Annotated in this window: 10 protein-coding genes; 5 read left to right on the top strand and 5 right to left on the bottom strand. The window is 54.0% G+C overall.

Features of this window, described 5'->3' with window-relative positions; translation table 11 throughout:
• Window positions 1-138: 138 nt before the first annotated feature.
• Window positions 139-2,520: an endonuclease MutS2 gene (locus E1J53_RS04705; RefSeq protein WP_134271799.1), complete on the bottom strand. Its 2,382-nt coding sequence runs from the start codon at window positions 2,518-2,520 to the stop codon at window positions 139-141.
• A gap of 333 nt (window positions 2,521-2,853) precedes the next feature.
• Here E1J53_RS04705 and E1J53_RS04700 point away from each other — a divergent pair, with 333 nt between their 5' ends.
• The 4 genes from E1J53_RS04700 (at window position 2,854) to E1J53_RS04685 (ending at window position 9,632) form a co-directional block, all read left to right on the top strand.
• The gene (locus tag E1J53_RS04700; RefSeq protein ID WP_134271798.1) at window positions 2,854-6,243 is read left to right on the top strand and encodes a hypothetical protein; all 3,390 of its coding nucleotides are present in this window, start codon (window positions 2,854-2,856) and stop codon (window positions 6,241-6,243) included.
• Complete coding sequence (locus E1J53_RS04695; protein ID WP_134271797.1) at window positions 6,234-7,046, top strand: hypothetical protein; 813 nt, start codon at window positions 6,234-6,236, stop codon at window positions 7,044-7,046. The genes E1J53_RS04700 and E1J53_RS04695 overlap by 10 nt, the downstream gene beginning before the upstream one ends.
• Window positions 7,047-7,846: 800 nt before the next feature.
• Window positions 7,847-8,401 carry a YqgE/AlgH family protein gene (locus E1J53_RS04690; RefSeq protein WP_134271796.1) on the top strand — a complete coding sequence of 185 codons (555 nt, stop codon included), beginning with the start codon at window positions 7,847-7,849 and terminating at the stop codon, window positions 8,399-8,401.
• Window positions 8,402-8,573: 172 nt separating this feature from the next.
• Window positions 8,574-9,632, top strand: coding sequence for a trans-acting enoyl reductase family protein (locus tag E1J53_RS04685; RefSeq protein ID WP_134271795.1), 1,059 nt, complete (start codon window positions 8,574-8,576; stop codon window positions 9,630-9,632).
• A gap of 32 nt (window positions 9,633-9,664) precedes the next feature.
• Here the strand turns inward: E1J53_RS04685 and E1J53_RS04680 are convergent, their stop codons facing one another.
• From E1J53_RS04680 to E1J53_RS04665, 4 genes are all read right to left on the bottom strand, one after another.
• Window positions 9,665-10,534: an RluA family pseudouridine synthase gene (locus E1J53_RS04680; protein WP_134271794.1), complete on the bottom strand. Its 870-nt coding sequence runs from the start codon at window positions 10,532-10,534 to the stop codon at window positions 9,665-9,667.
• Between the two features lie 28 nt (window positions 10,535-10,562).
• Window positions 10,563-11,144: an SRPBCC family protein gene (locus tag E1J53_RS04675; protein ID WP_134271793.1), complete on the bottom strand. Its 582-nt coding sequence runs from the start codon at window positions 11,142-11,144 to the stop codon at window positions 10,563-10,565.
• A gap of 77 nt (window positions 11,145-11,221) precedes the next feature.
• The gene (locus tag E1J53_RS04670) at window positions 11,222-11,641 is read right to left on the bottom strand and encodes a hypothetical protein (protein WP_134271792.1); all 420 of its coding nucleotides are present in this window, start codon (window positions 11,639-11,641) and stop codon (window positions 11,222-11,224) included.
• Between the two features lie 12 nt (window positions 11,642-11,653).
• Entirely contained in the window at window positions 11,654-12,430 is a 777-nt protein-coding gene (locus tag E1J53_RS04665) for a hypothetical protein (protein WP_134271791.1), read from the bottom strand.
• A gap of 222 nt (window positions 12,431-12,652) precedes the next feature.
• On the opposite strand from E1J53_RS04665, the gene E1J53_RS04660 reads away from it, so the two are divergent.
• Complete coding sequence (locus E1J53_RS04660; protein WP_134271790.1) at window positions 12,653-13,873, top strand: DUF4856 domain-containing protein; 1,221 nt, start codon at window positions 12,653-12,655, stop codon at window positions 13,871-13,873.
• Window positions 13,874-13,903 lie beyond the last annotated feature (30 nt).

Raw genomic sequence — 13,903 nt, 5'->3', positions numbered from 1 at the left:
CACGGCTTCGGGAGGACTGCATAAGTGATTGTGCATGAATTATTTGCCAGCCCATGAACAAAAATGAACAGAGCTGAATGGCCACTGATTCGCAACCGGGAGGTGGATAGCATCAACTTTGGTAAAAATACAATTACCCTACAATTCCACAATCGTCACGCCGTCTCCTCCCATTTCCCGGGGCGGGTGGCTGAGGGTGAAGTCGTGGTTGTACTCGGATAACTTTTGCCGGACCGCCCGTTTAAGCGTACCGGATCCCTTGCCGTGGACGATCCGCAACTGACTGGCGTTAGCCATCAGGGCACGATCCACGAAGGCCTCGGTGGTGGCCAGTACCTCCTCGTAGCGCATGCCGCGGACGTCCAACTTATTCTGGAAGGTGGCCACTCCAACTACGTCACTACTCACACTCTTGTTGCGCTGTAGGGTGAGTTGATCCTTCGTTTTTTCCAGGTCCCGTAGTTTCACGGTAAGCCGCAGGTCACCGACGATGACGACGGCCTTTTTCTTGTTAACGCTCTCTACCTCTCCGGTGGCACCACCCGCACGGAGACGCACGAAATCTCCGGGCTGAATCGGTTCCTCGTCCTTGTGGCTTGGGGCGTAGTAGATATTCTCCCGCAGTTCGGTGACCTGGTCACCGATTTTCTCCCGCTTTTGCCGCAGACGCTTGGCTTCCTCCTTGGCCTCTTCAATTTTCTTCTCTTCGCGAAGTTTTCGGATCAGGTTTTCCATCTCCTTATTGTACTTCGCCGTCTCCTGGAGCGCCTGTTCCTTGGCCTCCAACTTCATGCGTTTCCGCCGCACTTCCATCTCCCGGTGGAGCTCTTCGTAGGTGCGGGTCAGGGCATCAAGGGTCTTTTGCTTCTGCTCCAGGTTTTGGATCTGCTCCTCACTCTCCTGCTTTTCGCGCTGCAGGTCAACCAGCAGTTGGTCCACGGCACGCTCATTTTTTCCCGCCCGCTTCCGCGCGTATTCCAGCACCCGCTTGGGCAGACCGGACTTACCCGCAATCTCGAAGGCGTAGCTGGACCCCGGTCGGCCTACTTTCAGTTCGTAGGTCGGGCTGAGGGTATCCTTATCAAAATGCATTCCGCCGTTGACAATGCCCTTGGTCTTGTAAGCGTAGATTTTCAGGTTAGAGTAGTGGGTGGTGATGACCCCGTATACCTTGCGGTAATTGAGTCCATCCAGAATACCCTCGGCGATCGCTCCCCCGCTGGCCGGGTCGGTGCCGGAACCAAACTCGTCAATCAGTACGAGGGTGCGATCATCGGCGGCTTCCAGGAATTCCCGGGCGTTCTTGAGTCGGCTGCTGTAGGTGGAAAGGTCGTCTTCGATGCTTTGCTGGTCACCAATATCGGCGAAGACTTGTTTGAAGACCCCCATCTCCGACTCTGCGTCCACGCTCACCAGCATACCACACTGGACCATCAGTTGCAGGAGGCCCACGGATTTCATGGCAATGGACTTACCCCCCGCATTTGGCCCACTAAGCATCAAAATCCGGTTCTTTCCGGTGAGCTTCAGGTCAAAGGGGACCGTTTTACGCCCGAACTGCTTGTTCTTCAGGAAGAGCAGGGGGTGGCGCCCGTCCTTGATCCCGATGGTGGGCCGGTGGTCCACCTTAGGGCGCTCGGCCTTCATCTGTCGCGCCAGCACGGCCTTGGCCTGCACCAGATCCAGGTAGGCAATCAGGTCTCGGTAGCCGGTGATGTGGGAAACGTAGGGCCGCAGCGTGGCGGAAAGCTCCCGCAGGATGCGGTATATCTCCCGCTTTTCTTCCTGTTGGAAGTCGAAAATATCATTATTGATGCCGATGACGGCATCGGGTTCGATGAAGGCCGTCTTACCGGTGGCCGACTCATCGTGGATGATTCCCCGAATCTTGCGTTTGTGTTCGCTGGGCACGGACAACACCCGTCGGCCGTTCCGAAAGCTCTCCACCGTATCCGACAGATAACCCGCCCGCCGGTACTTCTCAATTACCTGACGGAAAGTCTTTTCTACCTCCCGTTGCTTACTCCCGATGAGCCGGCGAATCCTGGCCAGTTCGTCCGATGCGTCGGAACGAATGACTCCGTCCTTATCGATCACCCGCTCGATGGCCGCCGACAACTCCTGCTCGTAGTGCAGCTGCCTTACGAGGGCAAAAAGGGCTTCGTAGGTCTTTTGCCGACCTTCGCTGCCAAAGAAATTAAATATTTCCTTGGCCTGCAGCAGCAAGACATTCAGCTTGGCCAGGCCGGACTCACTGAGGACGTACCCCTCAATTTCCAGCATTCTCAACTCCTCGCTGACGTCGTCGTAGGCCCCCACCGTAAACATATTCCGGTCGTCGGTGCCCTGCTTGAATTCCATGACTTCGTCCAGCCAGCGGTTAATTTCCTTAACCTTGGTGGAGGGGCGGAGTTCGGCGGCCATCGCACGGCCCATATCGCCACTACAGCGTTCCCTGAGCAAGGCCAGCACCTTGTCAAACTCTAATTTTTCGTAAGCGTCTTTGGGTAATAAATTCATGTTCTCGGGAGAATACGGGGCATAAACAAGGAAGGGGTGGCCAAGGTTCCCGGGATGGGAGGATGAATAGGCGAAAATGAGGGAAATAGGTCTGTCATGGAGATGGATGCGTGAATGATATATTTTACAATATCCCCGATGCATAGTATCCAAATCGCACCATACACCTTTAAAAATCAGCTGAATAGCGTAGAAATACGTGCTTTATGCGCTTTGAAGTATCCGTAAACCCTACTAACTTGATGGACTAATTCTTCAGGTTTACTGCGATTACGTCAACCTGAACCTTAGCCGACTTTTTGAGAACGCCTCACTGCTTAGAACTCACTCCCAATGTCCATCTTCATTATCGCTCTGCTCTGCTTTATCTCTTCGCTTGCAGTTGGTAAATTGTTGATTCCGTTCTTCAAGAGAAGAGAATTCAAACATCAATTACCGGAAATGGCCAGGTTGGGTTGGATCAGCGCCCTTAGTTTTCTTCGATCCGCTACCCTAGTTGGCGCATGGACGTTCTTCCTCGTCGGCTTAGCTTTTAAGGTTACGAACCTGATGGCCAGAATGTTTGACAGCACTACACTTGTGGACAGCTTACTGGTTGCGCTAACCAATTTCAGTGAATGGTCAAATGCCATAAGAGGCGAGCGTTTCCTTTGGATGATGGGCATCCTGGCGGTTATCCTTATTGTAGTCTTCTACCGACAGGGTAAGCATACGGCCAAAGGTATTTACGACAAGTTACTTGACCGATATAAGGAGGGAAGCCTAACCCCCATGCCTCCTTCTGACAAGATGGATAGGATCGGCAGGGCAATTCAGGAAGTTCGAATGGAAGGTTCTCGAGTGGGTAATATCTCAGATAGTGAACTAAGCGCGATGGACATACGGCGCAAAGCAGCGTACCTAAAGAACCTGCGGAAAGCGGACGAAGACCTACAAAGAAGCTACGTCCTGGCGGATGTTGACCGCCGGGTACTGGATGAACTCGGTGATCAACCCGATGAAGGGAGCAGTTCCGGTTGGTGGAACACTATTCTAGGCATCATTGGTAGTGAGGGAATGGTAAAAATGGTCAATCGCTCCAACAAAGTCCTCCGCCGGATCGGTATTGCCCTACTGTTGATTTCCTTTTTGGGTGCAGCCCATACACCGCTGAGCACCACCGCAAGTAATGCTGCGCGGCAGTTGGTAGATCTCCAGATCCAATCGGAACGTAATGAGATTGACAACTGGCAAAAAACAATGGTGGCCCAAATTCCTGCGGAGGAAGAATGGACGGAAGAAGACGACGAAGTCGTTAATGCGCTGGCGCGTGACTTTGAATTAACCTACGCACGACAGCTCGTAAGTACCGCCCTCCAAACCACTGACCGGCTGGCTGATTTTCGGGTGCGGGCCCATGCAGTTCGTACCAACATTTTATCGTCTTACCAGGCACATGCCAACCAGAATGCACCAACTGCCAAAAAGGTGGGTGGACGAACCAGCCAGGCCAAAAACGCCCGTGCTGCCGTATACGAAAGCAGCGTAGATTTTCATGGTCACTCCAGTACCAATCGCAGTCAGGCGGACCTATTTACCGAAAGCATTGAGCGCAATTCGCTTCAGGGAAACGGAAAACCACAACCAAAAACCACGGCTGGACAACGCTATCGGGATTATTTAAGCAACCAGGCGAAACAGTACCCCAAAGGTGTTTGGAGTGATCTTAAATCTAAATACCGGGCAGAGGTTGCTTCCTTCAGTCGGCCCGCCAGCCCCAAGGAAGTATTTGGCATGGCAATTTCTGAAACGATTGACGGTTTCGCAAATGAAGTCTTCCGTAGTTCCTCCAATGATTTGGGTAGTGAACTCTCTAAACGACTGGCAAAACGTATGAGCGCCGGCACCGTCAAGAGTTGGGTGGAACTCAACATGGAGCAGTACACGCGGGATTTGGTGACGGAACCCAAGATTTCCACCGCAAGAGAAAAATTCACTTCCGCGACCAGTACTCCTAAACGCTTCATGCAATATGAAGTTAATCGCTCTGGCCTGGTTCCAGAACCCAGTGCACTCAATGCCCACATCGCGGAGAACCCTCCCTTTTTGGATCGGATTGATCGTCACCCGGACAACCTCCGGACCATGAATAACAGCTTACGTAATATGGCCGTACGCCAAGGAGAGCCCATGGCAGCATTAGCGGATAACGCAAACTCTTACAAATCGTTGTTCCCCGGCAGCCCGGGGGCCGAACTGAATACGGTAAGTGGCAGCATTAGCAATGAAGTGGCTTACAATCCGAGTTTCCTGGAAGAAGCGGTAAGTCCCTCTGGCGGTGGTGGTGGTGGCGGCGGTAGTCTGGGAGGAGGTCCGTCCGCCTCCAATAATACCAACAGAAAACCTAAACCACGGCGCGTACGCCCCAATGCCCGAATGGGTTCCAGTTCGATTGCTTCCCGGGCCCGGAGCTTCACTTCCTTGCGCGGCTTTCGTCGCATCGGGGGTGTACTCATTGGGCAAGAAGCCCAAAACGCCGGGGAAACCGACGTGGATATCCGGGAAATAAGCTGGGAGCGACGGGGAAAAAGGATCGAGATCAAGCTTACCGACGCTTCCGGAACCCAGCACGACGCCGGTAGTTACGATGCAGATATTGTCTACCAGGCGTTGGCCTACGCCGCCGATGGCCGCCCCGTGGCGGCCACCATGATCAAGCTTAGCATGCAAGAATTACCGGGATTGAAAATTTTAGCCCACCCTGCCTTAATTGATACGGAAGTAGGGTGCGAGGTAATCGCCCTGGACCGGTTTGTTGACAAGTTTGCAGCCGGCCACCCCGTAGTGGCTGAGGCCTTACAAAGTGCCCAGATTCTGGATCTTTTGTATCGCTACTCGGCAATAGTAACCATTGCGAATCAATCGGGGCTGGATGCCTTGGAAAGTTTGCGATACACCATGTTTGCGGGTAAACTGGCAGCACAGATTGAAAATTATTATCCTGTCTTTTACCGGTATTACGCCAAGGATGGTCGGATTTCCGACCCCGATTACAACTTCATCGAAGCCTATCCTGAGTTTTATAACGAAAAACTGTGGACAGAAGTAAAAAGCGCCTTCCTGGCCAGTCAGGGGAGTTTCACCAACTTCAGTGATCGAATGGAGGCCAATCCGATGACCGTGTATGACCCCAACACCCTGCTTAGAACCGACGTAGCCACCTGGTCCGGGGTGCGCGAGATGCCTTATTCCGTGGATGCCTCTTTATCATTTTTGCGTCCGGCACCAAATACTTTAGCTCCGTTGCGGTTCATGGAACAGATTGCCTACATTCCTTTGAATGACCCGGACTCCAACTACCAACCCTGGGAATTCCCGGCACTCGAGGCCAGCGGTATTCTGGCCAGAGAAGTCCAACTTGGGATAAAAAATGGGAACAGTAAAGACCGGACTGTCTTACAAAGAATGCAATCTTTCACCCTTGCCCAACGGCTTTTCCGAGCGGCACTGAGCGGTGACCTGGGAACTGAATTCCCCCTGGAAGAATTAAGCAACATGGCGGCAGACTGCCAGAATAGCGTTCAGTGGCAACTCACCCCACGATACAATGGATACCTCTCCCCTCGAGAGATGGAGGAATACCTGCCCCTGATCACTGAGGACGAACGAGACGCCAAAAATCTGCGGGACTTCTACGAAGCTTGCGGCATCATGGACCCACAAAATCAAAACCCTTGCGGATAATCCAGTCCATTCGGGAATACGTTGCTGAAGACAATATTGACGAGGCTTTTTCAGCCATCTTTTCCGGCGGAGATCTCCCGGCAGATATGCAGGATGATTTCCTTCTCCTTTCCAATCAGTACCGCGCGGAGGAAAAGCAATTCATCCGCGGCATGAGGCGCGACAACGTTGAACGCAACCGCATTCTGTACGGCTTTCTCACCCTGCTTTCACAGTGGGAAGAACGTATAGCCGAAGACAAGCAGGTGGTTAAAAAAGCCGCCCTACTGGCCCGGAAGGAGCATCAACTGATGAGATCATATGAGGCCCTTGGACAAATAACCAAAAGAAATCCCATCGATATCTTTTTTGATGCGCTAATTGAGGCAAGACCATCCACCTTTCATCAACTATTACAACAGGAAGGCTCTCCGGCCGGAAATCAACTTTTCCAGGACATCCTTGACCATACCGATTTCGAAGCACTTTCCCGCCTTCATCCCAACCATCGATTAAGCGGACATGAGTGGCGGTCCATTGTACATAACGGCCAACAAGCCAACCCTTATTTCGCGAAAGGCTGGCTAGAATATCACGATTATCGACAGCGCTACGCCGGAAAGGTAGAAGAAGTAATCAGGACGAACAAGAAACAGTGGAATACCATCCTCTCTGCTGGATCAGTCGGCCTATTTATTGGAGGCGTAGGTGCCGCCCTGTTGAAAGACCCACTGAGCAAGTTGCTGCAACATTATTCCGACGGTGACGACCCCGACATGATTGATGAGGAAGATGATGATGACTATGGCGACGACGAAAGTTAATCGCCATTCCCCGATCATTTGATCTTAAGATTTCGGCGGAGCCCTGGGGGCATTTCACCAAGAACGGCACCCCGTAAAAAAAAATCGAAGCCCGGCTTGCCCTTGCCCCTTTAGCTGGAGGAAGCAGGCTTTTTCCGGGGAGACATCCGGTTCTGGGATTGGCACGGCGTGAAACGTCTCGACCAGTTTTGGGGCCTCCCCTCGGACCACGAAGTGTGCAACGAACGCAGTGAGTTGCTCCTTTGTGTGTCCCCTCCGGCTTTATTTCCCTTTCACCAAACAACCGGATTGCGCCTGCCCGACCAATCTCCCACTGGGCGGGGGGCAGACCTACTCCGGAGAATTGTTTCGAGCCTTAGCTCCTACGACCGGCCTGCGGAGCAGACCTTTTCCAGTCTCTTCTTCTTAACCTTCTTTCCCAGCGCTAGCCTACTTCGGCTTCAGGATTGGCTCGACGTGGAACGTCTCGACCAGGTTTGGGGTCTCCCCTCGGACCACGAAGTGTGCAACGAACGCAGTGAGTTGCTCCTTTGTGTGTCCCCTCCGGCTTTACTTATTTAACATTAAACGACCAGCTTGCAGAGCAAGCCTACTCCGGGGTTTACGCTTAATCCTTCTCCTCAGTCTTAGCCTCAGCCTCCGCCTTCTCCTCAGCCTCAGCCCAACCACTTTGCACCTGCGCCCCGCGCCCAAAACTGTCTGCCTCCGGTCATCAAACCCGGCATTGCCTTAAGGAAAAGCAAAAATGGTAACTTTAGGCGAGTGATGAGCGTTTCTCCCGTAATCAAACCCACCGGGCCATGAGTAAACTGATCAAAAGTGGTACCATCCTGTTGGCTGAACCCTTCATGCTGGACCAAAATTTCAAGCGCACCGCCGTGCTACTGGTAGACCACGGCAAGGAAGGCAGCATCGGTTTCATTCTGAACCGTGAGGTAGACATGCGCGTGGACGAACTGGTGGACGATTTTCCCGAGTTCGACGCCCCGATCTATTACGGAGGGCCCGTTGGCACCGATACCGTTCATTACCTGCACGCCAAGGGCGATCTGCTCGAGGGCAGCGACGAGGTAGCCAAGGGGGTTTACTGGGGCGGTGACTACAATCAACTGCGATTCCTGATCCGTCAGGAACTCATCAAACCCCGCGACATTCGCTTTTTTGTCGGCTACAGCGGCTGGAGCGAAAACCAGCTGGAAGAAGAACTCTCTCTCGGTAGCTGGGTAACCGCCCCCACCTACGCCAACTACGTCTTCAAAAGCGATCCGCAGAAATTGTGGTCGCAGGTGATGGACCACAAGGGCAATGCCTTTTCCGTGATCGCGGACATGAACGAGGAACCTAATTATAATTAGGATTAAGGATTTAGGTCTAAGGATATAGGATTGTAGTTAATCAGCCAATGCGCTTGGCCTCGGTCATAAATCGTATTTTGGCCGGAGGCAGGTGCCGAGCTGACCAGTAGGGCAAAGATTACCGGTTGCCACCGCCCGCCAACCTTCTGTCCACTTAGAGCTTGTTTACGCTATGTCCGCCGATTTTGTCCTTTACGGAGCCTACGGTTATACCGGAGAACTCATCACCCGGTTTGTGGCCGATTACGGATTACGCCCCCTCCTGGCGGGTAGAAATGCCGACAAACTCCGGGAACTGGCGGAACCCTACGGATACGACTACTGCGCCGTCAGTCTGGAGGATGAATCCGGGTTACGGGAACTCCTGGCTCCCTACCCCGTAGTACTGCACGCCGCGGGGCCCTTCAAATTCACCGCCGCCGCCATGCACCGGGCCTGCCTGCATACCGAAACGCACTACCTGGACATTACCGGGGAAATCGAGGCCTTTGCCGCGGCACAAAGCCTTGACCAGGAGGCCAAGGAACGCCACATCATGATGATGCCCGGGGTGGGTTTTGACGTAGTTCCCACCGATTGCCTGGCCGCCTTCCTCAAACAGCAGCTGCCCACCGCCACGGACCTGAAGCTGGCCTTCGCCTGGAAGGGCGGTGGCGTGAGCCACGGAACGGCCATGACCATGCTGGAAAGCCTCGGGCAACCCGGCGCCGTGCGCCGGCAGGGAAAGATTACCCCCGTGCCCCCGGCCTACAAAACGGCGGAGTTCCCCTTCACCGCCCAGAAAAGCCTGCGGGCCGTCACCATCCCCTGGGGCGACGTTTTCACCGCTTTCCACACCACCGGCATCGGCAACATTGAAACTTACTTCGCCGCTCCGCCCACCCAGCAGAAATTCATGAAGTGGAGCCGTTGGATCGGTCCGCTACTCCGCCTGTCGCTGGTGAAAAACCTCCTCCGCCGACAAGTTGCCGCCCGGCCCGCCGGTCCCAGTGATCAACGCCGGGAGCAAGGGGAAGCCTACGTATACGGGGAAGCCACTAATAACGAGCAAACCGTTCGGGCCCGCCTCAAAACCCCGGAGGGTTACACCCTGACCGCCATCACGGCACTGATGATCACCCAACGGGTACTGAACCAGCATTTTCGCACCGGCTACCAGACCCCGGCCAGTGTGTACGGCGCCGACTTTATCCTCGAAGTCGCGGGAAAGGAACGGGAGGTGTTAGAGTGAAATGGGTAGTGAGTATCGGGTAGTGGGCAGGGTTAGTCCAGGTGGAAGATCTTTTTGAATTTCTCGGGGAGTGGTGAGGTAAACGAAACTTCTTCCCGGGAGTGTGGGTGCACGAAGCGAAGCGCATGTGCGTGGAGGTATATCCCCTTGCCCATCAGGATCAGGCCATCAGTTCCGTAGTCCTGGTCGCCGAGGATGGGGTGACCGAGTCCGGACAGGTGTTTCCGCAGCTGGTGGCGACGCCCCGTTTCGGGGGTCAACCTGACCAGATTCAACTGACCGAACCTGCTGGAAGGCACCGAATGCGTCACCGCATAGTGGGAAACCGATGCTCGGTCGTCTACCGGTGTATTGATGGTCCCGTTCCCGGACATTTCCCCGATGGTGACGGCGAAGTAGGTTTTCTCTACCCGCTTTTCTTTGAAAAGCTGATTGAGCGCCCGGGTGCAGCGGCTGGTTTTTCCCACCAGGAGGATACCCGTGGTGCCGAAATCCAGGCGGTGCGCCGGGTGCGGCTTAACGGCATCCGGCATGCTACTCCACTGAAGATTTTGCGGTAAGGCATTAACAATGGTCCGGAAGCGGTTGCCCGTCACCTGAATGCCGGGAGGCTTGTTGATCACCGCCAGGTGCTCATCTTCATATAGCACCCCGAGGGAAAAATTAAATATCCTCCTAGGTGTTGTATCTGCGGGAATGGTGAGTGTGATGCGCTCCCCACCCTGCAGGAAAGTTGCGGTAGTGGCTTCGTTCCCGTTAACCCGAACGTACCCCTTTTTTATGACCTTTTTCAGGGCAGACTTGGTGGCCGCCGAAACGAAAATTCCTACGCCATAGTCCTGCAGCCGCGCCCGCTCCGATAAAGGAGGAACCGTATGTTGTTCGTTGATTTCTTGCTGCATAGCAGGGGGTATAGTGAGTGCACCTGAATTATTCTCCTTCAGTTTCCTCAGCCGTCGCCTCCATGGTTGCCTCTTCCACGGGAAAGTAATCCGTGGTGTTGCTCTCGATCACCTGCTTAAGGTTGGCCAGGTTACCGTCCTCCTGGCCCTTGAGGGAACTGCTGATCAGCGACATCACGGATTTGGCGAAGGCGCCGTTTCCTTCTGCCGTCGTGGAAGTGGTGATTTTGGTTTGCTCCCCCATGGGGGTCATGGAGAGTCGGTAATCCATGTCCATGAATTCCGTTTCGAAGTACATGGACACCGATTCATTGGGTTTAACTTCCTTGATCGTTTCCCGGATAACGACCGCTTCCCCACCCGTATTGAAGTGAATATCGGAAACGGCGCCGACCGTCCCGGGGGTGCCACTCACCGCTTCAATTTTCTGGAACCCTTCCAGCCAGTCGGCCATCTTATCCTCGTCCTGGGACACCGCCCAGGCTTCCGCCAGGGGCTTATCGACCATGATTTCGGCATCATAGCTTACCCGAGGAGTGATAACTCCCAGCAGGAAAAAGCCAGCAATCAAAACAGCAAGGGCTACAATAACGTACTTCAAAATCTTCATTGCAAGACTCTTTTGACTACCCCTAAGATAATCCTTCCGCCATTCCTTCCGTCAATCATTCGATCCTTCAGTCCTCTCTAATCTTCCAACACCGGCTCGCCCAGCACCACCCGCACTTCCGGAGATATCCGGACGATGATTTTAAGAATGAGGGGATCCCGGAGCGGAGCCTTGGTCTGCCGGTGCAGACGGTAGGCCGTACGGATGGTGGTAAACACCATGGTGATGGCCGTTTCTCCCTTGTGTGCCTGGAGGCGTTCGGCGATGGCTTCGTCGGTCCAGTCTTCGTGTCGGCCGACCAACTCCACGTTGATGGAGGGGCTAATCGCCAGTCCCATCGCGAAACTCGTTACCTCCAGGCCGTATTCCTGCAGCTGAGGAAAAATCTGGAGCCAGTCTTCAATCACCTGCAGTGATTTTTCCCGGGCACCCTCCCCCACCGATCCGGCGAGGTCGCCAAGGCCCTTGCGGGCAGAATTCCATAGGTCCTCCAACATCACGCTGATCGGTTATTTCTTGAATTTTATCTCACCGGTGAGGGCGGGCGTCATCATCTCCGGTTTTTCGATCATTTCCAGCAGGTCAAAGACCTGAACGATGCTTTGGCCTTCTACCTCGTGGCCCTCAAAGCCCTTGACCTTTTTCACCTTGCCGGGTAGATTAATCGTGTAAACAAAGGCCGCATCCTCAAACATCATCTTCATCATCCCCATAGCTTCTTCTCCCAGTTCTTCATTAACCAGTGGGTTCTTGAAGTCTTCGGGGACGGAGCTGTTCATGGATAAAAGGCCCTTCTTCAAGTCGAAACTGGTTTTGAAAATTCCGCCGGCACCGGAAAGGCCGCTGGCCATACCCTGCGGACCACCCTCCGATTCTTCCGGTTGATTGGCCGCCGCAATGATGTCGCCAACCCGAGCGATCTCGGAAAGGTCGTCAAAACGGAAAGTAGACGTCACCATACCTTCCCCGGCTTCACCATCGACGAAAATCCGCCCCTTGATCCGGCTGACCAACTCAAGTTCTTCGGCCGTCCACTGGGGGTTCAGAGGAGCGAGTTCATCCACGAGGAGAAAGGAGGAGTCCTTTACTTCGCTCTCCCCGTCTTTCATATTTTCCTGTAGTGCCATACCCATCATGGGGTTACTCAGCATATCACTGAGGTCGATCATGGTCACTTTGGTGCCGGAACCATCGGCGTTGAGGTTTAAGGTATCCTCAATGACGAGGCAGGAAGTGGTGTAGAGAGAGGCCGTAATGGCCAGCATGAAGAGAAAGAGACGACGCATAGGGCGAGTTTTTCGCCAAAGTACGGTGCTCCCGCGAATCAGGGACCATTAATCGATCAATCGCGAGCATTTCACGACCATGATTAAAATCAGGTTAAGAAATGATTTATTTAGACAAAGTAAAAATAACACCCCAAAAGCTTGTCCGGGGAGGAAGGACAAGGGTACCTTTGCGCTATCTGGAATTAATTCAAATAAACTTAAGGACCCAAAATCCAAAAAATGAAATTCAGCCAGCTCTTTGCCCTGCTACTATTTTGTGTCACTTTCATCACCGCCTGTGACGACGAAGAGCCCTCCATTATGCTGGAGGTCCCCACCACTTACGCCTTTGAAAGAGAAGGAACGTCTACCGTTTCCTTTACCGGACAGACCGACCGCCTCGCCATGGGGAACGAAATTGGCGATGCCCTTAAGGACTTCACCAAAACCGAGGCAGATTTAGCCGCGATGTACGCCAACGCCGGGCCGAACGGCGAAGACGTTGCCCCCTACACCCAGGCCAGCCTGAACGAATCCACTAAATCCGTTCGTGGTAAAACTGCGGCCAGCCGGGATTACTTTTCCACCAATACGGCTACCGCCGCAGAAATCCGCGCAGAATTCGACGGCTGGATCTCCGGGCAAGTATACGAGGTTTTCCCCGCCGCCAATGTGGCCGCCGAGCCGGGGCAGGCCGGTCAGATTGCCGACGGTAGCGCCGTGCGTTACGTCAATGCACAGGGTCTCGAGTACGATCAACTGATCATCAAGGGCCTTATCGGAGCACTCATGACCGATCAGATGTTGAACAACTACCTGGGAACTTCCGTACTGGACGAAGCCAGCAACGTTGCCGACAACGATGCCGGTACGGTGGCCGACGGCAAGCCCTACACCACCATGGAGCACAAATGGGACGAAGCCTATGGCTACCTGTTCGGCCTTTCTCCCGATGCCGCCAGCCCGCTGAACACCCTGGGTAATGATGATGACTTCCTGAACAAATACCTTGGTCGGGTAGAAAATGACGAGGATTACGCCGGGATCGCCCAGCGTATTTTCGATGCCTTCAAGCGTGGCCGCGCCGCCATCGTGGCCGGCGAATACGAAGAACGTGACGCCCAGGCCGACATTATCCGGGAAGAGGTTTCCAAAGTAATCGCCATTCGGGCAGTTTACTATCTGATGCAAGGTAAGTTTAACCTCGAGGCTACGCCCGCAGCCTACGGCGCGGCCTTCCACGACCTCAGTGAAGGCTACGGCTTTATCTACAGCCTGCAGTTTACCCGTCGCCCGGGAACGGACGCACCCTACTTCAGCCGGGAAGAAGTCGCTACCCTGCTCGCAGAATTGACCACCCCCACCAACGGACTCTGGGAAGTAACTCCCGGAACGCTCGAAAGCATGGCCAATCAGATCACTACGCGCTTTGGCCTCTCGCTCGACGAAGCCGGTAGCTAACAACCTCGATCCGCAAGCGAGAAGAACGAG

It is taken from the genome of Lewinella sp. W8 (assembly GCF_004375085.3).
GTDB lineage: Bacteria > Bacteroidota > Bacteroidia > Chitinophagales > Saprospiraceae > Neolewinella.
This window is presented reverse-complemented; position numbering and strand designations above follow the sequence as displayed.